General features: G+C 61.5%; 23 protein-coding genes and 1 pseudogene. 13 read left to right on the top strand and 11 right to left on the bottom strand.

Annotated features, from left to right (window positions below; genetic code table 11):
* Positions 1-15 precede the first annotated feature (15 nt).
* Together ACVCNR_RS23930 and ACVCNR_RS23925 are read left to right on the top strand one after the other, a co-directional pair.
* Positions 16-591: a biotin transporter BioY gene (locus tag ACVCNR_RS23930; protein WP_354197699.1), complete on the top strand. Its 576-nt coding sequence runs from the start codon at positions 16-18 to the stop codon at positions 589-591.
* A gap of 102 nt (positions 592-693) precedes the next feature.
* Positions 694-1,566: a TrmB family transcriptional regulator gene (locus tag ACVCNR_RS23925; RefSeq protein ID WP_354197697.1), complete on the top strand. Its 873-nt coding sequence runs from the start codon at positions 694-696 to the stop codon at positions 1,564-1,566.
* Positions 1,567-1,614: 48 nt separating this feature from the next.
* On the opposite strand, the gene ACVCNR_RS23920 is transcribed toward ACVCNR_RS23925, so the two are convergent.
* From ACVCNR_RS23920 to ACVCNR_RS23910, 3 genes are read right to left on the bottom strand one after another with little or no spacing between them, the layout of a single operon-like run.
* A complete protein-coding gene (locus ACVCNR_RS23920) occupies positions 1,615-3,795 on the bottom strand; it encodes an acetate--CoA ligase family protein (protein ID WP_447076793.1) in 2,181 nt (726 codons plus the stop codon).
* A gap of 10 nt (positions 3,796-3,805) precedes the next feature.
* The gene (locus ACVCNR_RS23915) at positions 3,806-5,338 is read right to left on the bottom strand and encodes an acyl-CoA carboxylase subunit beta (RefSeq protein WP_447076792.1); all 1,533 of its coding nucleotides are present in this window, start codon (positions 5,336-5,338) and stop codon (positions 3,806-3,808) included.
* A 27-nt stretch (positions 5,339-5,365) separates the two neighbouring features.
* Positions 5,366-6,439, bottom strand: a complete 1,074-nt coding sequence (locus ACVCNR_RS23910; protein WP_447076791.1) for a mandelate racemase/muconate lactonizing enzyme family protein — start codon at positions 6,437-6,439, stop codon at positions 5,366-5,368.
* Positions 6,440-6,611: 172 nt separating this feature from the next.
* Between ACVCNR_RS23910 and ACVCNR_RS23905 the strand changes: the two genes are divergently transcribed.
* From ACVCNR_RS23905 to acnA, 3 genes are read left to right on the top strand one after another with little or no spacing between them, the layout of a single operon-like run.
* Entirely contained in the window at positions 6,612-7,667 is a 1,056-nt protein-coding gene (locus ACVCNR_RS23905; protein WP_447076790.1) for an AbrB family protein, read from the top strand.
* Positions 7,630-8,541: an HpcH/HpaI aldolase/citrate lyase family protein gene (locus tag ACVCNR_RS23900; protein WP_447076911.1), complete on the top strand. Its 912-nt coding sequence runs from the start codon at positions 7,630-7,632 to the stop codon at positions 8,539-8,541. Before ACVCNR_RS23905 ends, ACVCNR_RS23900 begins: the two co-directional genes overlap by 38 nt.
* On the top strand, positions 8,542-11,196 hold the full coding sequence (gene acnA, locus ACVCNR_RS23895) for an aconitate hydratase AcnA (RefSeq protein WP_447076789.1): 2,655 nt from the start codon (positions 8,542-8,544) through the stop codon (positions 11,194-11,196).
* 10 nt (positions 11,197-11,206) lie between these two features.
* Here acnA and ACVCNR_RS23890 read toward each other — a convergent pair whose 3' ends face one another.
* The 8 genes and pseudogenes from ACVCNR_RS23890 to ACVCNR_RS23855 all read right to left on the bottom strand — a co-directional run bounded on the left by ACVCNR_RS23890 (position 11,207) and on the right by ACVCNR_RS23855 (position 17,161).
* Positions 11,207-12,463 carry a sensor histidine kinase gene (locus ACVCNR_RS23890; protein ID WP_447076788.1) on the bottom strand — a complete coding sequence of 419 codons (1,257 nt, stop codon included), beginning with the start codon at positions 12,461-12,463 and terminating at the stop codon, positions 11,207-11,209.
* A 5-nt stretch (positions 12,464-12,468) separates the two neighbouring features.
* Positions 12,469-13,167, bottom strand: a complete 699-nt coding sequence (locus ACVCNR_RS23885) for a response regulator (protein ID WP_447076787.1) — start codon at positions 13,165-13,167, stop codon at positions 12,469-12,471.
* A 49-nt stretch (positions 13,168-13,216) separates the two neighbouring features.
* Positions 13,217-13,741, bottom strand: a complete 525-nt coding sequence (locus ACVCNR_RS23880) for a Spy/CpxP family protein refolding chaperone (protein WP_447076786.1) — start codon at positions 13,739-13,741, stop codon at positions 13,217-13,219.
* A gap of 102 nt (positions 13,742-13,843) precedes the next feature.
* The gene (locus ACVCNR_RS23875; protein ID WP_447076785.1) at positions 13,844-14,305 is read right to left on the bottom strand and encodes an RES family NAD+ phosphorylase; all 462 of its coding nucleotides are present in this window, start codon (positions 14,303-14,305) and stop codon (positions 13,844-13,846) included.
* On the bottom strand, positions 14,305-14,742 hold the full coding sequence (locus tag ACVCNR_RS23870) for an Xre family toxin-antitoxin system antitoxin (RefSeq protein WP_447076784.1): 438 nt from the start codon (positions 14,740-14,742) through the stop codon (positions 14,305-14,307). Before ACVCNR_RS23870 ends, ACVCNR_RS23875 begins: the two co-directional genes overlap by 1 nt.
* A gap of 380 nt (positions 14,743-15,122) precedes the next feature.
* The gene (locus ACVCNR_RS23865) at positions 15,123-15,494 is read right to left on the bottom strand and encodes a GatB/YqeY domain-containing protein (protein WP_447076783.1); all 372 of its coding nucleotides are present in this window, start codon (positions 15,492-15,494) and stop codon (positions 15,123-15,125) included.
* Positions 15,495-15,513: 19 nt separating this feature from the next.
* Positions 15,514-16,511: pseudogene (locus ACVCNR_RS23860) on the bottom strand (3'-5' exonuclease).
* A complete protein-coding gene (locus ACVCNR_RS23855; protein ID WP_447076782.1) occupies positions 16,508-17,161 on the bottom strand; it encodes a recombinase family protein in 654 nt (217 codons plus the stop codon). Before ACVCNR_RS23855 ends, ACVCNR_RS23860 begins: the two are co-directional and overlap by 4 nt.
* A gap of 412 nt (positions 17,162-17,573) precedes the next feature.
* Here ACVCNR_RS23855 and ACVCNR_RS23850 point away from each other — a divergent pair, with 412 nt between their 5' ends.
* The 8 genes from ACVCNR_RS23850 to ACVCNR_RS23815 all read left to right on the top strand — a co-directional run bounded on the left by ACVCNR_RS23850 (position 17,574) and on the right by ACVCNR_RS23815 (position 25,853).
* Positions 17,574-19,124 (top strand): HTH domain-containing protein, encoded by a 1,551-nt coding sequence (locus ACVCNR_RS23850; RefSeq protein ID WP_447076781.1) that lies wholly within the window; start codon positions 17,574-17,576, stop codon positions 19,122-19,124.
* Complete coding sequence (locus ACVCNR_RS23845) at positions 19,114-19,731, top strand: class I SAM-dependent methyltransferase (RefSeq protein WP_447076780.1); 618 nt, start codon at positions 19,114-19,116, stop codon at positions 19,729-19,731. Before ACVCNR_RS23850 ends, ACVCNR_RS23845 begins: the two co-directional genes overlap by 11 nt.
* The gene (locus ACVCNR_RS23840; protein ID WP_447076779.1) at positions 19,728-20,579 is read left to right on the top strand and encodes an SIR2 family protein; all 852 of its coding nucleotides are present in this window, start codon (positions 19,728-19,730) and stop codon (positions 20,577-20,579) included. The genes ACVCNR_RS23845 and ACVCNR_RS23840 overlap by 4 nt, the downstream gene beginning before the upstream one ends.
* Complete coding sequence (locus ACVCNR_RS23835) at positions 20,576-21,226, top strand: non-canonical purine NTP pyrophosphatase (protein ID WP_447076778.1); 651 nt, start codon at positions 20,576-20,578, stop codon at positions 21,224-21,226. Before ACVCNR_RS23840 ends, ACVCNR_RS23835 begins: the two co-directional genes overlap by 4 nt.
* A gap of 357 nt (positions 21,227-21,583) precedes the next feature.
* A complete protein-coding gene (gene istA / locus ACVCNR_RS23830; RefSeq protein ID WP_447076910.1) occupies positions 21,584-23,152 on the top strand; it encodes an IS21 family transposase in 1,569 nt (522 codons plus the stop codon).
* Positions 23,085-23,819, top strand: coding sequence for an IS21-like element helper ATPase IstB (gene istB, locus ACVCNR_RS23825; RefSeq protein ID WP_035033516.1), 735 nt, complete (start codon positions 23,085-23,087; stop codon positions 23,817-23,819). Before istA ends, istB begins: the two co-directional genes overlap by 68 nt.
* Before the next feature lie 219 nt (positions 23,820-24,038).
* The gene (locus ACVCNR_RS23820; RefSeq protein ID WP_447076777.1) at positions 24,039-24,677 is read left to right on the top strand and encodes a hypothetical protein; all 639 of its coding nucleotides are present in this window, start codon (positions 24,039-24,041) and stop codon (positions 24,675-24,677) included.
* Positions 24,678-24,890: 213 nt separating this feature from the next.
* Positions 24,891-25,853 (top strand): IS110 family RNA-guided transposase, encoded by a 963-nt coding sequence (locus ACVCNR_RS23815; protein ID WP_447076776.1) that lies wholly within the window; start codon positions 24,891-24,893, stop codon positions 25,851-25,853.
* The last annotated feature ends 87 nt before the right edge of the window (positions 25,854-25,940 follow it).

Raw genomic sequence — 25,940 nt, 5'->3', positions numbered from 1 at the left:
GAGGAGATTTCCGCCATGTCCAACGCACATGCAACGCTGGCCGACAGCGTCTGGTCCCGCGATCCCGCCAACAGCCTCGTCCGGGGTCTGATCCTGTCCGTCGCCGGCTCGATGTTCATCGCCGTCTGCGCGCGCATTCAGGTTCCTATGTGGCCGGTGCCGATCACCATGCTCACATTCGCGGTGCTGTTCGTGTCGCTGGTCTACGGTCCCCGCCTCGCGCTGGCGACGGTTTCGCTTTATCTGGCGCAGGGCATCGCCGGATTGCCGGTCTTCGCGGCAGGAGGCGGGATTGCCTACCTGATGGGACCGACAGGCGGCTACCTGCTTGCCTGCCTTCCCGCCGCCCTCGTCGTCGGCATGCTTGCGCAGCGGGGCTGGGGTTCCCGGGCCGTGCGGGTGTTCCTCGCCATGCTGGCCGGCAGCGCCATCTTCTATCTTGTCGGCGCAAGCTGGCTGGCCATCTTTGTCGGCCCTGAAAAAGCGATCGCCGCCGGCGTCATTCCCTTCCTGATCGGCGATGCGGTCAAGGCGATGCTGGCGGCGGCCTTGCTGCCTGCCGCATGGAAGCTGCTGCCCCGCAGCATCTGATCACAAATGCGCGGCCGGCCCTTGCGACCGGACCGCGCATTTACAAATCTTCATGTCGCATGCTAGTTCGAAACCTCCCGAAATGAATGTGAGGAGCAGGATTTGACCGCTAAGATTGCCGTCGTCGGCGCCGTTCCCGGTACGCTGGTCGCGGATCTGAAGCGGCTCGGCTTCACGGAATACGAATCCCGTATCTACGTTCAGCTCCTGCGCGAAAGCCCGGCCACGGCTTATGAAATTTCCAAAACCGCCGGCGTTCCCCGGCCGAACACCTACCACGCGCTGGAAGCGCTGTCCCAGCGCGGGGCCGTGCTTCCCGTCAGCGAGACGCCCGTCCGCTACATTGCGGCGCAGCCGAAGGAATTTCTCGACAGCCTGGCCCGCCGCACCAGCGACCTGTGCGCCAGCGTAGGCAACCAGCTCGCGAACATCGCCCAGCCGCTCGATGACCAGTATGTCTGGACGCTGACCGGCGAGTCGGCCGTGCATGAAAAAATCGATTCCCTGATCGATTCCAGCCAGTCCATCATCATGGTGAAGGCTGCTGACGACGTGTTGCGGCGGCATGCCGAGACGCTGCGGGCGGCAGCGGCGCGCGGCGTCGAGTTCCTGATCGTGCTGTTCGGGCAGAACGCAGACGAGTTCCGCTTCGCCGAAAATTCGCGTGTCTATATCCACGAGGGCAACGGCGTTCGCATGGGAACGACCGACAATCTGTTCACCATCACCTCGGACCGCAAGGAGATGGTCACCGCGGTGATGGCCGAGGATGTCACGGCCGTACATACGCGCAACCAGCCGATCGTCAACATGGCGGAATCGCTGATCCGCCATGACTACTACATGGCCGAAATCTTCGACCGGCTGGGACCAGAGATCGAATCCAATTTCGGACCCTATCTGCGCGACCTGCGCCTTGCCTGTTTCACACCTGAGCAGGCGGCTTCCTTCAAGGTCAAGACCGGACTGACCTGAGCACGTCGCCCGAGAACGGGAAACGGTTTCAGGCCAGCCTGCCTTCATTCAATTGCGGGCGGCCAGCCGCCGCTCCAGATGCCCCACGATCGACAGCGCGCGGGCCATGGCGGGAATTTCGTCGAACACTGGAACGCGGGCACGCGTAGCGCGTTCGCGATACTCACGGCGCTTCTGATCCAGTTCCGGCGATCCATCAGTGCGCAGCGCCATGGCGAAATGCGCGACGCCCGGCCATTTGCGCAGGGTTTCCTCGACAACCGTGAAGAGATTATCGACCGGGTCCACAGTTCCCCGACCCACGAAAGCCGCGAGGTTCAGATGCATGGCAATGGCATCCGGGTTCGCATGTCTGAAGACATGCTCAAGAATCTCGCCAGCGATCCAGCCGTCCTTTTCCTGCAGGGTTCTCACCGGCGTGTCGATCGGGTTGGCCGTGCTGGTGCCCGGCGGCAATCCCATCGCCGCCAGCGCCTCGCGCGCTGCGCCCTCGAAAGGTGCGATGCTCAGACCCATGCTCGCGAAGACATCGGTGCCAAGAACACTCGAACCGCCGCCATTTCCGAATAGCGTGACCTCATGCGTCGGCTTGGCGGGACGCAGGTCAAGATGCTGAAGCGCGAGCAGCGCGTCGATGAACTCGTCCACTGTCGAGACGAGCGCCACCGCGGCCTGCTTCTCGAGAGCTTCCCATGCCCGGTCGTCGCCGGCCAGTGCCCCGGTATGCGAGGCAGCAGCGAGACGGCCCTGCGAGGAGCGGCCACCCTTCAGGATGACGACCGGCTTCGTGGCGCGCCCGGACCGCAGCAGGTCGAAGAAGGCTCGTCCGTCCGTGATATCCTCCAGATAGACGCCGATGGCCTTGGTCTGCGGGTCGGCGAAATAGAAGTCCACCAGTTCCTGCGGCTGCACATCGGCGCTGTTGCCGATGCTGACCAACCCGGAAAAGCGCAGGCCCCGCCACTGGCCGCGCTTGATGATGTCGGTGCTCAATCCACCGGATTGGGAAACGATTCCGATCTGCCCTACTTCCTTCGGAGCGCCGGCGGGAAAAGTCAGGCAGCCGCGCGGCGAATAGGTGCCAAGACAGTTCGGGCCGAGCACCCTTACGCCGGCCGCACGCGCTTTCTCCACTAGTTCCTTCTGAAGCTGCTCTCCTTCCTCGACCTCACCGAAACCGGACGAGATGACCTGGGCGATACGGCAACGGCCATTCGCCGCCCCAAGCACGTCGGGGATGCGCGTGGCGCCGATCGCCACATAGGCATAATCGACGATCTCCGGTGTCTCGGCCAGCGAGGGGTAGGCCTTGTAGCCTTCTATTTCTTCGGCGGAGGGGTGAATCGGGTAGATTTCACCATGGTAGCCAAAGTCGCGCGCACGGCGAATGAAGGTGTTGGCGATCATCACGTCTTTGGTCGAGGCGCCGAGCACCGCAATCGTCTTCGGCTCGAACAGCGGGCGGAATTCTTCCAGTATGGAAGTAGGGCCCGGCGTGGTCGCCGCTTTTTCATCCTGAGCGAGGATGAAGCGGGCGTCGACTGCGATCACGCCGTCGCGGGAAGCGATGACCGGGTTGAGATCGACCTCGGCGACATGGTCGCCCAGTGTCATCAACAGGCCGTTCTCGCCACCGACCTTTACCATCGCATCGACCAGCGCCTCTTCGTTCACGCCGGCCCCGCCGCGCGCGCCGCGCAGCAGCGCATGGCCTTTCAACTCCGCCAGCATGGCGCGGGCATCATCCCGGGAGACTGGGCAAATCCGGAAGGCCACATCCTTAAGAACCTCCACGAAGACACCGCCGAGGCCGACCATTAGCATGGGGCCGAAGCGGGAATCCCTGAACCCGCCAATGACGATTTCCAGCCCGGCGGGCGCCAATTCCTCGACCAGCCATCCCTCAACATGTGCCGAAGCGATGCCGGGCTTCCTGGCCATCGCGTCGACCGCCGCTTCGACGGCCGCGGCATCGGCCAACCCGAGCGCCACGCCACCCACGTCGGATTTGTGCAGGATCTCGGGCGAGATGACCTTGACCACGAACGGTCCCTTCATGCCGGCGGCCAGTTCGGCCGCATGGGCGGCGTCACGCGCCACCGCCGAACGCGGCACATCGATGCCGAACTGGCGCAGCAGCGACTTGCCCGTGGATTCGTCGAGCGAGGTCTTTCCGGCTTCCAGCGCGCGGATCGCGATTTCAGCCATGGGCTGGCTTTGGATATTCATGATGCTTTCCTCAATAACTGGTCGGCCAGGTGCGCATGAGATGCTGGCCCACGCCCCCCGAGCGACGGCGGCGCTGGATTTCGAACATGCGGATGAGATAGGCCCGTGTTTCCTGAGGCTTGATCACATCCTGCGCGGAGAAGATGCGCGCCATATCCCAGATCTCCAGATCCTTCTGGATATGGCCCAGCGCCTCTTCAAACCCTTCGTCTCCGGCCTTGAGGTTATGGACGATACTGGTGGCGAAGACCGGGTCCATGAAGGAAACTTCCGCCCCCGGCCACGCGATCATGGCGTCGTTGTGCGCACCGCCGCCCATCGCCACATAGGCGCGCCCATACGCCTTACGGCAGATGACTGTGATCTGCGGCACGGTCGTAAGGCAGGTGGCGTTCATGAAATTCATGATGTGGCCGGGTGCGCCACGCCGCTCGGCGTCCGTGCCGACGACGAAGCCCGGCGTGTCCATCATTCTCACCAGCGGAATATTGAAGCTGTCGCACAACACCGTGAAGTCGATGATCTTACGGCAGGCCTCGGCCGAAAGTGCACCCCCGCCGACATTCGGATTGTTGGCGATGATCCCGATGACCTTGCCGTCGAGGCGGGCGAGCGCAACCATCGCCGAGCGGCCGAAACGCGGCTTGAGTTCGAACATGCTGCCCTTGTCGAAGATCAGCTCGATGATCTTCTTCATATTGTAGACTTGGGTTCTCTTTTCCGGGAGCACGTCGAGAATGCGTTCCTGCTCCAGACCCGAGCCGTCAGAAACCGGCGCGTCGGGTGGCAGTTCGCCATTATGGCTCGGCATATAGGACAGGAAGGCCCTCAAGGCCTGCATGGCCTCCTCGTCGGTATCAACAAAATGGTCGATGAGACCTGTCTGTTCGGCATGGAGCCGCCATCCCCCAAGCTCCTCCAGATCGACATTCTCGCCGATGGCCATCGAGACCAGACGGGGACTCGATACCGACATGATCGAGCCTTTCTTCATCACCGCGAAGTCGGAGCAGCAGCACATCCATGCGGACGAGCCGAACGAGGTGTCGAGGGCAGCAGCCACCCAGGGCGTGTCGCGCATGCGCCGGAACTGGGTGATGTCGTTGCCCAGCATGGTGCCCATGCCCTTGGATCCCATGGCGTCGGGCAACCTCGCACCGGTGGATTCGCCCACATGGACGAAGGGCATGCCCTTCTCGGTGCAGGTTCTGCGAATATAGCCCATCTTCTTGGAATTCGTGGCGCCGGTGGACGCGCCCTTGACGGTGAAGTCGTTCACCACCACGCCGACATCACGACCGCCGATGCGTGCAAAACCGGTGATCTTTCCATCGCGTGGCGTGCTGTCGGCATCGGCCTCCAAGGACGACTGGCCGAGCAGGCCGACCTCGAAAAAGGAATCCTTGTCGATCAGGGCGTCGAGGCGCTCCTGAGCATTGAGCTGCCCGCTTTCGCGCCGCCGGGCAAGCTTCCTCGGCCCGCCCAGCGCGCTCGCAATCTCGCGTCTTTTGTCGAGTTCAGCCAGCATCTCATCATGCGCCATCGCAATGTCTCCTCGCTCTTTGCAATCCTAGTGAAAGTGACGGCTGTCGATCGTCACGCGCTCCAGCGCCTCACGATCGACGGTTGGACGATAGCCAGCCAGTATGTGGATCGAGCCCGCCTCGAAACGCAGGGGTTCTACCAGCAGGCTTTCGCGCGATTTCAGGAAACCGTTGAACTCTCCCGCATTGCGGATCGTCTCTCGGGCCACGCATGCCTCGAGCCAGGCATGAATGTCACTGCCGAGCCCGTCTCCCAGCACCGGCTCCATTCCGGCGGAACGAACCGCGCGCAGCCCTTCCTCCAACCTTTCCAGACCGCCAAAGCGCTTCAGCTTGAGCTTGCAGAAGCGGACATTCGGAATGCTCGCCGCGCGTTCGATGTCCTCCAGCGAGCAGATTGGTTCATCGAGCATCAGGGGAACAGAGGAGGCATCGGCGACGGCCCTGTTGGCCTCCCAGTCGTCTGAATCGCAGGGTTGTTCGAAGAGATCGATATTTTCCGGATTCAGTTGACGCGCGAAGTCTGTTCCCTGATCCCGTGAATAGGCGCGATTGGCGTCCAGGCGCAGCGTGGCACGGCCGGCGACTGCATCCTGTATGATTGCGACCCTGGCCAGATCCGCGGTTACATCCTTGCCGACCTTGACTTTGAAAGTCCGGAAGCCCTGTCCGATCCAGTCCTCCACCTCGGTCCGGATCTCGCCTTCCTGAGCACTGTTGATAGGCGTCAGCAGCGGCATGTTTATCGGGTGCGGAAACTCCAGGAGGCGATTGCCCTCCAGAACCTCGAGCGCCGATACCAGCGCCGTGGTGGCGACCTTGGATTCCGAAAAGCGGGCAAGCGCCGCAGTCTTGGCCTCATCTGGCTCCCGACCGACGCTTTCGGCCAGCCGTTCGCACAGAAAGGCCCAGCCCCCTTGACGCGTCTCGCTGCTCGATCCGGGCGAGATATGGGCGTCCGCGAAACCGACCCGGCCGTCGGCATCCTCCACTTCGACAAAGTAGGGCTCGAAAGTCTCGAAGGTCCGATAGGAAAGCCGGTAAGGCCGATAGAGCGGCAACTCCAGTCGCCTGAGGCTCAGTTTTCGAATGGGCGCCACTGACCTGTCTCCTCTCCGGCCCTGATCCGGGCATTGCAATTTAGTAGTTGCTATAGCTACTACGTCGATCTAGTTTATTTGAACGAAACATGCAACAAGCTTCGAAGGTCATTGAAGAAATGAACGCAGGCGAGGTTGTCGGCCGGATGCCGAACAGGCTTGGCGGGTCTCCATGCGGCCGCTGAAGAAACTGTTTCTCGTCGGCGCAATGGCGGCGGTCGGCGGTATCATCGCCAACAGGATCGGCCTGCCGGTCGGCTTTCTCATCGGGGCCGCCGTCGTAACGGCCGTCGCGGGTTTGAACGGCATGGCGGTGCAACTGCCACCAACACTGTATCGGGCCGCGCTGGTAGTGGTGGGAACGGGCGTCGGACTGGGCATCACCACCGACATCGTCGCCCGGCTGGGCTCGGTATTCTGGCAGATCCCCGCAGCCGCGCTGGTTTCCATCGCCATAAGCTGGGCAATGACGCCCCTTTTTTGCCGTCTGAGCGGAACCAGTCTCGCGACCGCACACTTCTCGCTGGTGCCGGCGGGCATCGCCGAGATGGCGGAAACCAGTGCCCGCTATGGCGCCGACACGGGCACCGTCGCCACCATGCACGCGTTGCGGGTCATGCTTGTCGTGCTGGTGCTGCCGGCCGCGCTTACCCTGCACGCCGAACCGCAAGCCTATACGGCGACCGCCATGCTGCGCTCCGGTGCCTGGACACCTGGCCTTGCGCTGGCGCTGGCCATAGGCGCCGTGGCTGGACGTCTCGGGTCTTTGGTGCGCATCCCCAATCCCTACATGCTGACGCCGATCCTCGCCGTGGTTACCCTGTCGGGTGCCGGTTTCGTGGCGGCAGCCGAGCCGCGCCTGCTCTCGGGCGCCGCCCAGATTCTCATCGGCATCAATCTGGGCGCACGGTTCGACCGATCGACCATTCGCAGGCTGCCGCGCGCCTTCGCGACGGCGATTCCCGTGATGCTGCTGCATCTGGGGCTGATGTCCGCCCTCGCGGCCGGCATGGCCTATCTGGCCGGCATCGACCTGCCGACCGCACTTCTCGGTTTCGCCACTGGTGGCACCGTCGAGATGGTCCTGACCGCAGGGGCCGTCGGTGCCAGTGTTGGCATCGTCACCGCATTCCAGGTCGCACGCGGCGTCTTCGGAAACGCGCTTGCAGGCCTCATCTACCGATACGGATATGCCCTGTCGGACTATCGCCCAACAGAAAGACAGTGAAGCTCCAATGCAGACAAGACCCCTCCGGAGCGTCCTTTATATGCCGGCCTCGAATGCCCGCGCGCTCGAAAAGGCGCGCGAGCTCGATGTCGATGCCGTCATCTTCGACCTCGAGGACTCGGTTGCACCGGAGGCCAAACCGGAAGCGCGCGCACAGGCTGTCCGCGCCGTCGGGGAAGGTGGCTATGGCCGGCGCCAGATAGCGATCCGCATCAACGGTCTCGGCACTCCGTGGGGCGCAGCCGACCTCGAAGCGGCAGTCGCTGCCGCTCCCGACGCCATTCTCATCCCCAAGGTCGGCCACCCGGACGACATCGCCACACCACAAGCAGCGATCGCCAAGGCGGGGACTTCAAGCCGCCTCTGGGCGATGATCGAAACGCCCGCCGCCTTCGGCAACCTGCATGCGATAGCCAGTGCGGTCCGGGATACGGCGCCGGCGCTGTCTGTCTTCGTCATCGGCACCAATGATCTCGTCAAGGATATGCGCATGCGCGTTCAGCCGGGCCGCGCGAACCTGGTGGCCATGCTCGTCGCCTGCGTCGCTGCGGGGCGGGCTCACGGCCTTCAGGTGATAGACGGAGTCTACAACGCGCTGGACGATCACTCGGGCTTCGAGGCCGAGTGCGGGCAAGGTCGCGATCTCGGCATGGATGGCAAATCCCTGATCCACCCGCGTCAGGTGGCGCCCTGCAATGCCGCCTTTACACCCTCAGCCGAGGAAGTCGCCTGGGCCCGCCGTCTGGTCGATCTTTTCGACCGCGCCGAGAACAAGAATGCGAACGTGCTGCGCGTGGACGGCCAGATGGTGGAGCGGCTGCACGCCGAAGCCGCGCGCCAGATCCTACCTCTTGCGGAAATTGCTAAAGGCTAGATGGAAAAGGGCATCATGGAGGAATTGCAGAGGAACCTGACTTTACCGCTGCCCGGCCTGCCCGAGGTCGCACATGTCAGCCTCGCGCAGGCCGAAAAGCTCGGTCTTGGCGATCTCGGGGGACTGCCCCGTTCGTTTCTGGTGCTGGCCGAGGGAATCTTGCGCGCATCCGGCCCGGAAGAGCAAATCCGCAGCAGGCTGGCGGCCCTGAAGTCGGGAGACCAGAGCACCGACATACCTTTCCAGCCGGGGCGTGCTCTGCTTCAGGACTTCATGGGCATTCCGCTGATGACCGATCTTGCATCGATGCGCGATGCCCTCGTCGCGCGAGGCGCGGACCCTCTTCGCGTGCAGCCCTGCATTCCCATCGACTTCGTCGTCGATCACTCCCTTGTCGTGGCGCATGCCGGTAGCTCCAACGCCCTCATGCTGAACCGACAGTTCGAGATGGAGCGCAATGCGGAGCGTTTCGCCTTCATCAAGTGGTGCCAACAGAATTTCGACAGGCTGCGCGTTATCCCACCAGGACGCGGCATCATGCATCAGGTCAATCTCGAATGGCTGGCATCGGTGGTGCGCATCGTGGACAGCCCCTCGATGATGCCGCTCGCCGTACCGGACACGATGATCGGCACCGACAGCCACACAACCATGATCAATGCGCTCGGCGTGCTTGGCTGGGGGGTCGGCGGGCTGGAAGCTGAAGCAGCCATACTGGGCATGCCGTCCGACATGGTCCGGCCGAAGGTCGTCGGAATGCGTATGGAGGGTCGTCTGGCAGCCGGCGTGACGGCCACCGATATGGTGCTCCATCTCACCCACATGCTGCGCCGGCTGGACGTCGTGGGCGCCTTCGTCGAGTTCCACGGCCCGGGCGTTTCGGCCCTCCCGGTAGCCGACCGAGCGACCATCGCCAACATGGCTCCGGAGTTCGGCGCCACCTGCGCCTATTTCCCGATCGATACCGGCACATTGAATTACCTTGCCCTGACCGGCCGCGACAGCCGACATATCGAACTGGTCGAAGCCTATGCGAAGGCGCAAGGCTTGTGGCAGTACGCAGACAGCCCGGCCCCGGTGTTCGATGAGAACCACATCTTCGACCTCGATACCGTCGAACCTTCGCTGGCCGGCCCGGTCCGGCCGCAGGATCGTGTCGGCCTTTCCCATGTACCGGCTTCCTTTAACAAACGAATGGTCGAGATCGGCGCAGCACCGCGCGAAGGTGGCCATGGCGCCATCGATCATGGCGCAGTGGTGATAGCGGCGATAACGAGCTGCACCAACACTTCCAACCCGGCCGTGATGCTAGCCGCCGGGCTGCTGGCCAAAAAGGCCGTCGAGCGCGGTCTGCGTGCAAAACCTTGGGTCAAGACATCGCTCTCGCCCGGTTCGCGCATCGTGACGGATTATCTGGACGAAGCAGGGCTCACGCCCGCGCTCGAGACGCTCGGCTTTCACAATGTCGGGTATGGCTGCGCGACCTGCAACGGCAATTCCGGCGCCCTGTCGCAGGCGATCGCTGAAGAAGTGCGGTCCCGCGATCTGTGCGGGGCCGCCGTTCTTTCAGGCAACCGCAACTTCGAAGGCCGCATCCACCCGCAGGTGAAGGCCGCATATCTGGCGTCGCCGCCTATCGTCGTGGCCTATGCCATCGCCGGGTCGATGCATGTCGACCTGTCAAGCGAGCCGCTGGGAACCGACCCGCAGGGCAAGCCGGTGATGCTTGCGGATGTATGGCCGAGCGAGGATGAGATCGCGGAGGCCGTTCATCGCCATGTGCGGGCGGATCTGTTCCGCGGCGCCTACGATTCCAAGATCGAGAGCACCGAAGCATGGGAAACGATTGCAACGCCGCCCGGCCCGCAATTCCCCTGGAATCCTGCAAGCAGCTTCATCGGCCCCTCGCCCTTCGTCACTGAAAACGACGACATTTTGGAGAATTCCCGGAACTTCTCGGGATTGCGGCCGCTGCTGGTCCTCGGCAATTCCATCACCACCGATCATATCTCGCCCAACGGCGCGATCCCGCCGGAAAGTCCCGCCGGCCAGTACCTGCTCTCTTGCGGCTTGGAGCGAAGCAAGCTCGGTAATTATGGCGCACGGCGCGGGAATCCCGCCGTCTGCCTGCGCGGCATGTTCGACAACCGGCTGCTGGAAAATTCCCTCGCCGGCGGCCAACGCGGCAACAAGACGCGCGTGGCCGGAGAACAGGATTTCTTGTCGATCTACGAGGCCGCGCAGCTTTATCGCACGCAACGCAAGAGCTGCATCATCGTCGCGGGGCGCAGCTACGGGGCCGGATCGTCACGTGACTGGGCGGCCAAGGGCGTGGCGTTACTCGGCGTGCGGGCAGTTCTGGCGGAAAGCTTCGAGCGAATCCACGCGTCCAACCTGATCGGCATGGGAATCCTGCCTCTGATGCTGCCCCATGGGCTGGAGGCTGCCTCCCTCGATGTGCAAGCGGAAGATTGTTTCGATCTCGATGTAGACTCGCGCACGCTGGCGGCGGACATGCCCGTCCCTGTCACGTTGCGCAAGCAGGGCACGGCCTGGCATTTTACCGCACGTCTTCTGGCAAAGACGGAATCTGACCTGGCGTTACTCGAAGATGGCGGGCTGCTGCCCACACTGCTGCATACGCTGTCGCGATAGCAGCAGCACCTCAGCTGTGCTTTGCCGGGAAAGTAACGCCGAAGCGCGCGCCGCCATCGGCAGGCGTTTCCTGCTGCACACTCGCACCGTGATGCTGCGCGATCTGGCGCACCAACGCCAAGCCCAGTCCCCAGCCGCCGGCATGCTCGCTGCGGCCCGAGGGACGGTAGAACGGCTCGAACACCCGCTCGCGCTCGGCCTCGGCGATTCCCGGGCCGTGGTCGCGCACGGCGAGTTCGATCGCGCCGCCATGCCGACTGACCTTGACCGAGATCGGCGGTGCGCCATGGCGCAGCGCGTTCTGGACCAGGTTGCGCACGAGGCGGCCAAGCAGTCGCGCATCGCCTTTCACCATCGCAGCCTCGCCCGTCACCTCGACGCCGGAGCGCGCGCCTTCCTCCGCCGCCAGCGCCAGAAGGTCGACATCTTCGTCGAGTTCGACTTTTTCAGCGTGGTCAAGACGGCTCGCCAGCAATATCTCCTCCACCAGCTCGTCCAGTTCGGACAGATTGCGCAGAATCTCGCGGTGACGCGTCTGGCTCGGTTCAGCTTCGTGCAGCTCGCTCGCCATGCGCAGACGCGCCAGCGGCGAGCGCAACTCGTGGCTGGCGTTGGCGAGCAGCGAGCGGTGTGCGGTGACCAGTTGCTCGATCCGTTCCGCCGCCCGATTGAAGCTCGCCGCGACCGCCGCCACCTCGTCCCCACCCTCAACCGGCGCCCGCAGGGCAAGGTCACCGCCGCCCCATTGTTCGACGCCGCGCCGGAGGCGTTCGAGCCTACTGGTCAGATGCCGCACCACCGGCCAGGCAACCAGGCCGGTGACGACGGCGATCAGCACCAGCCAGACGAGCGGGTTGGCGCGCGGCGGCCCGAAGAAGGAGTCGCCGCCCAGCCGGGCGACCACCACGCGCCCGTCCGGCAATCGCGTGGACAGGTGGCGGCGATGTTCGCCGCGCCGGAAACCGGGCTTGTCATCGGGGGCGGCGAAGGAAAGCGGTGCGCCGACGCTCGCAATCACGCTGCCGTCTGTGGTGAAGATCGTGATGTCGGCGTCGAAGGCCTCGCTCAGCCGCGCCAGCACGGTCTGCGTTTCCTCCATGCCGGCGTTGGCCGGCAGCATGGCGGCGATGAAGGCGTCGCGCCTTGTGCCCCAGCCGCGATCCTCCTCGTCATGGGAAAGCCGCACGAAGACGGCACTGGCCAGCGCCACCACCACGAGGCTCGCTAGCAGCGTGAGATAGACCTTGAGGAACAGGCTGTTGCGCATCGGGCCTATTTTTCCTCGTCCTGCCGGCGGGCAAACACGTAGCCTGCGCCGCGCACGGTGACGATGCGCTTCGGGTTCCTGGGGTCGTCCTCGATCGCAGTGCGGATACGCGAGACGTGGACGTCGATAGACCGGTCGAAGGCCTCGGAACCCTCGCCCTTCAGCCGATCCATCAGCTGCTCGCGCGACAGCGTTCGCCCGGCGTTCTCGGCGAGCGCCACGAGCAGGTCGAACTGATGGCCGGTCATCGCGCAGTCACGGCCGTCCAGCCTGGCGACGCGCGAGGCCGGGTCGATCTCCAGCCGGCCGAAGCGCATGACGCGGTCTGCCCCTGCGCCGTTCCCGCGCCGGCGCAGAATGGCGCGCAGCCGCGCAAGCAGTTCGCGGGGGTTGAAGGGCTTGGGCAGGTAGTCATCGGCCCCGAGTTCAAGGCCGACAATGCGGTCCATCTCCTCGCCCTTGGCAGTCAGCATCAGGATCGGCACGTCCGAGCCCGCGCGGATGCGCCGGCATGTCTCGAAGCCGTCGAGGTCCGGCAGCATCACGTCGAGGATCACCGCATCGGGCGCTCTGCGCCTGATCTCGTCGAGGCCAGCCAGGGCGGTCGCCGCCGCCCGCGCCGCAAAGCCGTTGCCGGCAAGATAGTCGCACAGCATGGCGGAAAGCCGCGTATCGTCGTCGACGATCAGGATCTGGTCCGCCATGCCGCGTATGCTCCGCCCGTCGTGCTGTGTTGGTGTCAGGCGGACGATCCTACCACCGACCGAAGCCTTTGCGCTCCTTCATCTGCTCGACCAGCCTGGCGCGCTGTTCCGGCGTCAGCACCTCGGCCGCATCGAGCGCCGTCGCCACCATCTTCTTCGATGCCTCGTCTATTACCGCGATGCGCTCGGCCCGCAGCTTCTCGGCGGCAGTGCGGTCGATCGTCGGCGCGGCCATCAGGTCCATGACCGCCGTGCGCGTGTCGCGGAACTCGCGCATCGCCGGCCGCATCTCGGCGCGGGCGCCGTCGATGATTGCCCAGATGCGGTCTTCCTGCTCGGCGGTGGCGTCTACCGCATCGAGCGCGCGCTCGATACCGCGTCCGCCAAAGGGACCGCCATGGTTCATGCCCATTGCCATCATGTGAGGACCCGTGCCGCCGCCCATCGCGCCGGCCACGCCGATGCCGGCCAGCGCCAGCACGGAAACGCCACCGGCGACAATCCATCTGGTGCGACGCTTACCGCTAATCGGCGCTGCGTTGGCGATGCCGGTTTCCTGTCTGTCCTGTTCCATCGTGAAACTCCTTGTCCATGCGGCCCGATTGCCGCGATGGAGCCAGACTAGGAAAGGACTGTTTCGGCCGTTGCTGGCGAGTGTGAAGAAATGTGAAGCGGCTCAGAACAATCGCGGGTCGAGCGAAAAGGGTTGCTGGCGCACGATCCGGATATCGGCTGCGGCCGGATGGGTGTGATTTATCAGCACGTTGTGGTCCGGGGAATCGATGACCGGCACGATGGCGGAGGGCACGCGCAGCAGCGGCGCTGCGCGTTCCTCATGCCATTTGTCGCCCCTTTCCTGGCTCCAGCCCTCGTGGCGACGCCAGTCCGGCGACAGGTCTGCCAGGTCGATGTCTTCCACAGCGACGGTGTCAGGAAACTCATAGGTGACCATGACGAGTTCCGGCAAGAGCGCGGGGTCCTCGACATGAACGAGCTTTTCCAGAACGCACAGGGCCGGCGAGGTCGCGCAATAGGTGACGGCATGGCCCACGCTGTTCCAGCGCCCTTCGAAATGGAGACCGTAACCTCCGTCGAGCGCCAGCGCATATTGCTTGCCCGACAGGCGCCACAGCAGCATCAGGCGGCAGCACCCCAGGCGATCTTGCCGAGGATAGTCTCGATCACCCGCGCGCCGGCTTCGGTCTGGGCCACAGCGAGCGGCGCTTCGCCGCCGAGCTCGAGAAGGGGGCGGCGAAGCCAAGTGTTGGCCTTGTCGCGGTCGCCGAAGGTTTGCTCGGCCAGTGACTGGATGCGCAGGAGGCGGACAGCGCGGTCGGACTCATCCACCGTCAGCGGCTGCTGCCTGTCTGCGCGATGGCGGCGGGTCCGCTGCGGGATCACGAATTTCTCGATTTCCTGCTCGCTCATCCCAGCCTGACTGAGCCCCCGAAGAGCCGAGAGCGGAAGCCTGTTGCGGACAGCCATGGCGAGGTCCGCCTGTGAGCGCACGACATAGCCAAGCACGCTCTGGCCTCCGAGCTTGCGTGCGACTTCCTCGACGATGGCAACCGACATGACAGCCTCCATGGCGCAAATGGCAATCTGCCGCAAATATATGTGGCAGATTGCCGATTGGCAAGAAGGGCGAAATTTATCGGGACCGCGCCATCAATCAGGCCGCCCGCTCCCCCGCGGGCAGGCGGATGAGATAGTCGAAAGCGGCGAGCGACGCCCTTGCCCTCGCCCATGGCGATGACGATCTGCAGCGAGTTGTTCGGAACCTCGTTGACGATGCCGGGCGAACCCTCCTGATCGCCTCTCCAAAACAGCGCGAACAGCACTATCGGCGGAAGCGGAGACAAGAGAAGCGCAATGGCAAGCCGCCACCCAGGCGGTTGGTAGCGGTGATGTTCCTGTCCATCATCGATCACATCTGATCTTCACGCGGACCTCCGCTACTCGATGTAGGTACCGACAAGCTGCATTTCGGCGTGAAGGGCGTCGGCACGATCTGCCCTGCCAACCCGCTTCATCTCCGTTGCCGCACGCTCACGCTCCTGCATTTCTGCGACGAGGACCGCGCGCACCTGCGCCGGTGTCAGGGAGAGTCGCTCGATTTCCGCAGATCCATCACGGAACCGATGCAGGTCCGTGGCCTGCTGATCGGCCCTAAGCGGCGGTGCCTCCGCGTTGTCGATCGCAGCGACAAGCGCCCGGATCACTCTCGCTTCAGTGGTGCGCCCTTCCTTCATGGCGGAGCGCAGATCGGCCCGCAAACGGATTTTCATGGAGTGTGCGGCATCGCTCATCTTCGTCACGATATCCATCTACTATTTTCCTGCCGTCCTATCCGGCTGCCCGGAACCGGTCGTGAGCGGTGAGCCGCATCGTCAACGGCTCCGCATCGTCCCAGCGATAGATGTCCGTGCGGAGATATCGGAGCTCATCCTCATAGGTTTCCTCATCGACCTCGACCCACCAGGCCTTCGGCCGCCCATCGCTGCCGTCCGACCAGCGATAGCCCCGCGCCTTGAGCTGGTCCTTCATGTCGAAGGGCGAGTTCTCGGCGAAGATCCGCACGCGGCTGCGCGCGCTTGACCGCAGCAGCTCCGCGAAGGGAACTGCCTTCCCTCGCCTGCCGGCCGCGCCAGCACCTCGAGGAGCGCGTGGCAATCGTCGGTCGCCCTGTGTCCCTCGTGGAAGAAGCCCGACTGTCCGACGAGATAGCCGAGCTTGTTGCCCTCGAAGCCGAGATCGGCCCAACGAATCTCCGAGACGGAGCAGGCCCATGCCTTCGGGATGAAGGATGGCGTGAGCTTCTCGCAGAACGGCCGGTCGAAGGCGGCGTTATGGGCGATGACCAGATCGGCCGGCTCGATCAGCACATCGAGGACCGCCATGTCGATCTGCTGCCCGGCCACCATGTCATCCGTGATGCCGGTCAGGCGGGTGATCTCGGGCGGGATGGGATCGGAAGGTTGGCGCAGGCCGCTGAAGACCCCGACGACGTCACCGACCGTTCCATCGTCATCATAGGTGAAGGCGATGGCGCCGATCTCGATCACCTCGTCCTTCGCGTGCTGAAGGCCGGTCGTTTCTGTATCGACCAAGACGGCGAGCCGGGGAAACGGGCTTTCGCTTCGCGGCACGATCGGCCGCGGAACCAGTTTGCGCAGAACCCTGTAGCGCCCGGTCTCTTCCAGGCGATGCGCCGCTCCCTCGTCGTCCCAGACATCCGGTCTGCCGGCATGCTGCTGCCGTGGCTTTCTCGGCGCTGGCCGAGGGACCTCACGATAGCCTGGTGCTTCGTCAAAAAGATCGAACTGGGCGGACGCGTTCTTCATGCTATCGCCCTGACCCCTTTTGCTGTTGGCTTCTTCCCGGCGGCGGTTCCGGTCCACCCCGCGCGCGCAAGCGTGTCGAGCAATGTCGATCGCGCGACGGAAAAGGTTCGGCAGACAGCGGCCTTGCTTGCTCCGGCCTCGAGCGCGGCGATGATCTGCTCGATCTTCTCCTGATCCAGCGCCGGCGGCCGCCCTCCTCGCCTGCCCCGCCGCTTGGCGGCCGCAAGCCCGGCGATTACCCTTTCACGCGTGAGGGATCGCTCATATTGCGCCAGCGCGCCGAAGATCGAAAACAGCAGCTCGCCGTGTGGCGTGGTCGTATCCATCTGCTCGGTCAGCGACCGGAAGGCGATCCCCCTTTCCTTCAGCCTGGCGATGATCGACAGCAGATGCGGAAGGGAGCGGCCGAGCCGATCCAGCTTCCACACGACGAGGCAGTCCCCGCTCCGCAAGTCTTCGAGACATGCCTTCAGGCCAGGCCGGTCATCCTTCGCTCCGGACGCCTTGTCGTGATGAAGGTGCCGCTCATCGACGCCAGCGGCGATCAAGGCGTCGCGCTGCAGATCAACCGATTGCCGGTCGTCGGCCGATGAAACCCGCATGTAACCAACCAACATATACGGAAAACCCCGAATCGTGTGTTTCCGCATAGTACGTCAATCCGACAGAGATTTCCGCATATTTCTACGCAGCGCGCGAACTCTCGCGCGCGGTCGATGGAACACCATACGGAAAACAGGTGTTTGTCGACAGGCAGCTTTGACTTCATTGTCGCCGTTCGGAGTGCTTCTGTCGCCGCCCGAAACCTGCCGTTCGCTCAGTTCCCACCAAACGGCAGAGCCCGGGGCCAGATTGCGACCTGTTAGGTTTGGGGCGCGTGGAACCTAGGATGCATCCACAACGCCGTCAAATCGAGACCTGAGAGGCAGCCATCTGAACGGATGCTCATTCAGACAATCGCGTCTGTCCTGCCAAAATAATCGGTGGAAGCCCTCAATCATATGAATGCACGCGCGAGCAAAGATTGATAAGAATCAGCAGGGCAATGGGCAATGATCACAATTGGATGATGTAACGTACTTGTGGGTCGCTGAGACCGTTCTTCGAAAGCACAAGCGTCCTTTGAACGCACGCGCGCTTGTGAATTACGGTCTCGAAGACGGGCTTTTCCCCGCGGCAGGGCTCAGTCATACGCCTCAGAAATCTATGCAGGCGAGGCTCAGTATCGACATCCTCAACAACAAAGCGTCTATTTTTGTTCGGACAAGCCGAGGGAGATTTTTTCTCCGCGAACTGCTAGAGTTGAGCGAAGATAGCGGGACATCGGGTCTGAAAATCTACACTGCGGAGAGGCATGTGCCGACGCCTTCCGCTGAGATGGTCTTGGCCGTTCCTCGACCGGTTTATGGTCAGTTTCTAGCTTATCAGGGTATTGGTCATATTGGTGTCGAGAACCCACTTGAGCAGCTTCGAGACAACCAAATTGAGTACGTCGCACGCGCAATTGCGGAAACCGATGAAAACTTCAAGCAAGTAGTCACATACACGATCATACAACATCAATCGAAAATTCTGTCATTTCGAAGGGGCCTGTACAACCGTGCAGCCAGTTTCCTGCGCGGCGCTCATTGCGTTGGATTCGGCGGGCACGTAAACGAAGCTGATCGGGACCTCTTCTCACGATTTGACCTCGGCGTACGGCAGAACGCGGCACGAGAGATTTCTGAGGAACTGATGCTTCCGGGCGGTCGGCCGCAGATCGATCCGCAATCACTTGAGTTCCTAGGCATCCTTAACGATGACTCGTCTGACGTAGGCGTCCGCCATATGGCGGTTGTACTCCGTTTCTGGGTTGATGATTGGTCACAATGGCGTGCCGTCACCAAGGGAGAGGCTTCCATTAACAAACTGCGGTGGATTGATACGGCCGGCGAGACAATCAATCTTTCTGAGTTTGAGTACTGGTCGCAGTTGGTCATTCGTGCCTTCTTTCCGAGTTCAATGCAGATGGTGCCGAGCTACAAAATCCAACGAAGGGCGATTTTTCGCGAATCCCATATTCTGTCCGTCGTAGGCTCAATTGGCTCTGGAAAATCCGCAACCAGCCAGCAATTTGCGCAGCAGTTTGGGTATGTCACAGTTAATTCGGGTGCTGTTTTGGCTCAACTGCTTGGCATCCCAGCCATACCTGGTACGCCGCGTGCTGCCTTTCAGCGGCAAGCCGAAGATTTCATCTCTAGTACTGATGGACCAGTACGACTAGGGGCTGCTCTTGCGAATGCCGCGAGAGAAACAGGCGCCGACCGAGTGCTAATAGACGGGATCCGACATCCCGAAACGCTAGAAGCGCTTAGGACGAATGCTGAAAAGCCTATCGCACTGCTCTACGTGTATACGCCACCGGATGTTGCGTATGAAATGTACCGCTACCGAGAAGGACATAACGAAGAATCGATTACCTTCGCTGATTTCGTCACGCTTTACACTGCACCGGTGGAGAACCGAATACGTTATCTGATCGGCGAAGCAGACATCATTACATTCAATTGGCTTGGGTTAGACGCTTACCAACGTGCGCTTTCAAATTTGATGGGGGAGTTGAATGCTCACTGAAGTAGATGGGGGATACGACCAAGGCTATCGCGCTGTGGAGAACTTTTGGGGCAAAGCTCCAGCAAGTCTGGTCGCAACATACCTGCGATCCCACAAGGCAGTTGGGCTTCAAGTTCTCGATGTCGGAGCGGGCGAAGGGAAGAATGCGGCGGCATTTGCGCATGCTGGAGCCTACGTCACTGCGCTAGAGTGCTCCTCGGCCGCTATCCAGAATGGCCGTAAGCTATTTCCAGACGTCGACATCAACTGGGTTCAAGCCGATGCGACAGATTATCGATACCCAACCGGCTTCTACGATGTCGTAGTCTGCTATGGGCTGATCCATTGCCTTAAGAGTGAGTCAGTCGCTCGAAATATGCTATTCAACCTTCAAAACTCTCTCAAAAGTGGCGGAACGATCTTTGTCGTTGCCTTTAACAACGGTAGTCATGATCTGTCAGCGCACCCGGGATTCGCACCGCTGCTTCTGAGCCATGACTGGTTCATTGAAAGGTTCAATGAGTGGCATGCGGTCGGAGCATCTGATTCCATTTTATTTGAAACCCATCCGCATAATCTCATCCCGCATCACCACTCGCTAACCAGACTTACTGCGGTGAAACCATGACAGCTCCCAAGGCGACTGTTCCGGCCGAACTGCGCAAACTTTATGGTCAGGGGCGAGTGATCCCGTTCGTGGGTGCTGGTGCCTCAATGTCATTGACTTGGAAGTCCCATGATGGTTACGAAACGCTCCGAGGACCATCCTGGAGGGAAATGGTGGACCAAGCCTGCCGTCTACTCGGGTATGAAGATCCTGAGCTTCTTCGCTATCGAGGAACGGATCTCCAGATTCTTGAATTTTTCGAACAGAAGAAAGGCAACTTTGCTCCGCTGACCAACTGGCTTGTCAGGCGGTTGGATGTCCCGGAGGCTGCAATCAAGGCATCGCGCGTACATGCAGCACTCTCCGCCTTGGGGGCCTCAACGAAGTTCTACACTACCAATTATGACGATCTGCTAGAGCGAGCCCTTACGCTTGCGGGACGAGAAGTGAAGGTCGTTGCGGCAGAGCGAGACATGGGAACGAGCGACAGGATGGTTGAGGTTGTCAAGTTTCATGGCGACTTTGATAACCCAGAGGCAATGGTGGTGTCCGAAGGTCACTACTACAAACGCTTGAGATTGGACGGGCCGCTAGATCTGAAGCTCCGCTCTGACCTCTTGAACCGTGTTGCTCTTTTCGTTGGCTACAGTTTTAACGATCTCAATATCCGCTTCCTTTTCGACGTTCTCAATGAGATGGTGAGATCGCTGCCAGGTAGCGATATTGGCAAGCGGGCCTACATTGTTGTCAACAATCCGTCGGACTTTGAGTATACGCTCTTCAGGAAGCGGAACATGGAGATCATCCCAACGTATGGAGATGACCGAACCGCCAGCCTTGCTGAAGTCTTGGAACAGCTTGTCTCATGAGAAAGCGAACCATATACTACGCAACACGAAGCGTCTTCAAAAACGAAGAGTTGAAGATTATCTCTCGTTTCGAGACATTTCTCGACCCCGCGAAAAATACTCAAAGCATCGGCGATCTGATCGAATTCAAGGTTTCTGAAATTGTGACCGAAGAACCATTAGAAATCAATCTGTGCGAAATGGTTCGTCACAAGGCGCGATCTGCTTATCGGGTTATTCTTGCTCCATGTATTGTAGAGCATGCTGGACTTGTGCTTGAGAAGAATGAAACCGAGGGCTTTCCAGGCGGCCTAACACAGCCTATGTGGGATGCCCTCAAGCCAGAGGGTTTTCTATCGCGAATAAATTGTGCGGGTGAGCGCGCTATTGCTCGAGCAGTTGTTGGCTATTGCGACGGAAAGCAGACTTACACGTTTGTGGGTGAGACGAGAGGCACGATTGCCGACGCACCTACAGGCTCGAGGGACTTCTATTGGGATGTTATTTTCTGTCCCGATGATGGTGGTGGAAAAACCTATGCCGAGATAAGCGGCGAGCCTAACGGGTTGCAAAAGAAGCTCTCGATGTCACAATCTACCAAGGCGATCAAGGCATTTGCGAGTTTCTTAGCCACACAGAATGGAAATGGACTTTTTGAGACGAGTTGAAGTGCCAGCGCGGGACCTAGCTGAGCAATGGCTGTATCCACCGGAGAGGTATGGCGTAGACCTTGGCCCGCCCAAGACGAGGGCGTTGCCATCGGATCTCGTCGACTAGATGCGGACTGCTTCCCTGCGTGATTGCCCAAAACCTACCAGTCCGTTTCCCACCCCCCTCGAGACATTCCAGATCTCGGATTGACGACCGGTAATTCCGATTTCATCTGGACCACGTCACAGCACAGCAGTCTGTGATTTTTCGTGGAATGAGGACCCTGTTTGAGGGGTGATTTTCGTCCAAACGGGACCCCTTAACGTGGGGTCATCAAGATGCCTCCGGTTTGATCGGAGGCATTTGTGTTTTGGATGTTGGTTGTGGAGACGATTGCAAAGATACGTCGGCTGTCGCTGGTGCAGGGGAAGTCGATCAAGGCGATCTGCCGGGAGCTGGGCATCTCGCGGAAGGTGGTTCGCAAGGTGCTGCGATCGGACGAGACCGATTTCCGCTACGAGCGCAAGCATCAGCCGTATCCTCGCATGGGAGCCTGGCGCGAGAAGCTGGACGGGCTGTTGTTGGCGAATGTGGCGAAGCCGCAGCGTGAGCGGCTCACGCTGATCCGGATCTTCGAGGAACTCCGAGGCCTCGGCTATGACGGCAGCTACAGCTCGGTGTGGCGGCATGCGCAAGATTGGGAAGAGCACCGCGGCAGCGCTGCCGCCGAGGCCTACATTCCGCTGAGCTTCGCGCCAGGCGAGGCCTACCAGTTCGACTGGAGCCATGAGATCGTCCTGCTGGACGGCGTGACGGTCACCGTGAAGGTGGCGCACATGCGGCTTTGCCACAGCCGCATGTTCTTCGTTCGGGCCTATCCCCGTGAGACGCAGGAGATGGTGTTCGATGCACACGACCGGGCGTTCGCGTTCTTTCGTGGAACGTGCACGCGCGGCATCTATGATAATATGAAGACGGCGGTTGACGCGATCTTCATCGGCAGGGATCGCCGCTATAACCGCCGCTTTGCGCAGATGTGCGGACATTACCTTGTCGAACCTGAAGCCTGCACGCCGGCGTCGGGTTGGGAGAAGGGCCAGGTCGAGAACCAGGTCGGGCTGGTGCGCGAGCGTTTCTTCACGCCGAGACTGCGCTTCAAGACGCTGGAGGATTTGAACGGCTGGCTTCTCGACAAATGCGTCTCCTACGCCAAGGCGCACCGGCATCCCGAACAGGGTGACCGCACGATCTGGGAGGTGTTCGAGGAGGAGCGGGCCAGCTTCATTCCCTATGCCGGCCGCTTCGACGGCTTCCACTGTGTTCCGGCCTCCGTGTCGAAGACCTGCACGGTGCGCTTCGACAACAACAAATACTCGGTGCTGTCGAGCGCCGTCGGCCGGCCGGTCGAGATCCATGCCTATGCCGATCGCATCGTCATCCGCCAGGACGGCGTGGTGGTCGGCGAACATGCCCGCTGCTTCGGCCGCAACGAGGTGATCTACGATCCCTGGCACTATGTGCCGGTGCTGGCCCGCAAGCCCGGCGGGCTGCGCAACGGTGCGCCGTTCCGTGGCTGGGTTCTGCCGTCAGCCATGGAGAAGATACGTCGCAAGCTCAAGGCGGCCGACGATGGCGACCGGCAGATGGTGTCGATCCTCACCTGTGTGCTGAGCGACGGATTGAACGCGGTCGAGGCGGCCTGTCAGGAGGCGCTCGATCACGGCGTCTCGTCGGCGGCGGTGATCCTCAACATCCTGGCCCGCCGCCGCGATCCGGCGCCGGGCACGATCCTTTCCATTCCCCAGGCGCTGAAGCTGGCTCACGAGCCGATCGCCGACTGCGCCCGCTATGACAGTCTCAGGAGGACGAACAGCCATGGAACGCACCGAGGTTCTGGAACTGATGGGCACGCTGAAGCTTTACGGGATGCGATCAGCCTATGACGAGATCATGGGCGTCGCCATCAAGCGCCAGCACGAACCACCGAAGATCGTCGGCGATCTGCTGCAGGCGGAGATATCCGAGAAGCAGGCACGCTCCATCAAATACCAGCTCACCGTCGCCAAGCTGCCGTTGGCCAAGGACATCGACGACTTCGACTTCACCGGCACGCCCGTCAACGAGAGCCTGATCCGCGATCTCGCCGGCGGAGCCTTTGTCGCCGATCAGCGTAACGTCGTCCTGGTCGGCGGCACCGGCACGGGCAAATCCCATCTGGCCATCGCCATTGCCCGGGCGCTCATCCGCAACGGCGCGCGCGGCCGCTTCTTCAATGTCGTCGACCTGGTCAACAGGCTGGAGACGGAGACCCGCGCCGGTCGGCAAGGCCGCATTGCCGATCATCTTACCCGGCTCGACTTCGTCGTGCTCGATGAACTCGGCTATCTCCCCTTCGCCCAGGCCGGCGGGCAGTTGCTCTTCCACCTCGTCTCGAAACTCTACGAGCGCACCAGCGTCATCATCACCACCAATCTGGCGTTCGGCGAATGGCCCACTGTCTTCGGCGACGCCAAGATGACCACCGCGCTGCTCGATCGCCTGACCCATCACTGCGAGATCGTCGAGACCGGAAACGAATCCTGGCGCTTCAAGAGCCGCTCTCAAAGCTAAAGCCGAAAGCCAACGAAACGCACCCGATCAGGCTGTGCAACCCCGACCAGCTTCGCCTGATCGGGCGCTAACCGCCGTGCCCTTCATCACCCTAAACCGGGGTCCCTTTTAGGCGAAAATACAGGGTCCCGATTCCACGGTCATTGACAAACAGACCGTCGCAAGCATCGTATTCTGGGTGCCCTGTTCAAAGCGATTGAACGCCAAGGCGGAAAGGTCGTGCAAGGAGAGCGACGTGCCCTGTTTGCCGAAGTCTTGGGCGAAAAGGTGGAGTTCCAGGTTCGCGAGAAGCAAAAGCAGGAACAGCGCCCCCTAACCGAAGACGAGAAGCGATGGCGCTCACCCGGTGACAACGGCTGGAAGAAGGAATTGGTGCCGACGGGATGGCTGGTTTTTGAGATCAAGACTTGGCAATGGCCGGCAGGCCTTCCGCGCCAATGGCTTGAATCCGAAAAGCAGGCAATGGAAAGCATGCTGCCTGACATTCTGGCCACCGTCCTCGCTGCCGGACCACTGCTCGTTCAACAACGCAAAGATCGAGAGGCGGCAGAGCGCGAGCGACAGCTCGCCGAGAGGCGCCGCTATGAAGAGCAGCAACGACGCAAGCGAGACGCTAACCGCTGGCGAAAATTCAGGGAGCTGGCGCAGGATTGGCACGAACTCGCCGCCGTGCGCGATTTCCTGACTGCATTGAGGTCAATGGACACCGAGTCGGCCACAGAGATCGATGGACGAAGCGTTGAAGTGTGGATCGCGTGGGCAGAGGAGTGGCTCCAGCGAGCCGATCCGACAGCCAACGGAGTCGATGGTATCTTTAGGCAGGTCGCCGCCGTTACCGATTGGACCTACCGAGATTGACCGCCTGGATACCAACATCTTATGTGTCTCACTCCTGCTAGATTAGCCCCATCGCGGCTCCCGGCCAGGAGCTGCGATGGGTGGGATACAGCGTTTAACATCTTGTGGCCTGACCACGTTCGCTAGCAGGCTGATCCCATCTCTCCTCACCGTCTCGAACAGTTGACGGCGGCCCGTTTGCGGGACCGCGAAGCATAAGGAAGAGAGAGTGACATGATACCAGCTACAGCCGTGATCGGCATAGATATTTCCCGCGATTGGCTCGACGGATTTTGTGTATCGAGCGGGCAGCACTTCCGCCTGCCCAACACCGCAGAAGGCCATGTTCAGTTGCTGGCCTGGATCCAGAAACTGCCTGATGCGGTGCGAATCGGGTTTGAGGCTACGGGTGGCCAGGAATGGGCACTTTGGGCTTATCTCGTCGCTGCTGGGATTGAGGCGGTGCAACTGGCTCCGGCACAGATCAAAGCCTTCGCCCGTTCTCGAGGCACGCGCGCCAAGACAGACCGCATCGACGCGGTCCTTATTGCCGGCTTCATGCAATTCCGCCCAGAAGCCGGGCGGATATTGCCGCATGGAAATCTGCGCATTCTCAGAGCGTTGACGACCCGGCGGGCTCAGATTGTGGACATGCGCAAGCGGCTTGCAGCTCAGATCTGTGCGCGTGAGAAGCAAGGTGTTACCGACGATCTTCAGGAGTTGGACAGCACTCTGAAGGCTGTTCTGGATGGTCAGATCAGTGAGATCGAGCAGCGGATCGAGCGAGTTATTACTCAAGAGGAAAGCTTGGCCAAAAAAGCCCGACTGCTACGATCCATCCCCGGAATAGGCCCGGTATCGGCAGCCATGTTGATTGCTGAAATGCCGGAACTCGGGCGGATGACAGCAGGCGAGGCCGCCGCCATGACGGGCCTTGCACCAGTGTCACACGACAGTGGCACAAAGCGTGGCAGGCGAACCATCGCCGGGGGACGGCGCTCACTGCGACATGTTCTGTTCCAGGCAGCGCTCGCCGCCGCCTGTCACAATCCGTTGCTCAAACCTCTCGCAAAGCGCATGAAAGAGAGTGGCAAACCGCACAAGCTCATCATCATTGCAGTCGCACGCAGGCTGGTCGTAACCGCAAACGCCGTCCTCAAAACCGCTACGCCATGGCAGACAGGCAAAGCCGCTTAGACACAGTTGCTAGATGGCTTGACAATCGTCTCTCGTCGGAGCTAGAAATGGGAACGTTCTCAGAGAACGTTCCCATTTCTACCAAAA

The sequence above is a fragment of the Aquamicrobium terrae genome, from assembly GCF_052978165.1.
Note: the sequence above shows the minus strand (reverse complement) of the source record. Positions and strands in the feature narration are given on the sequence as shown.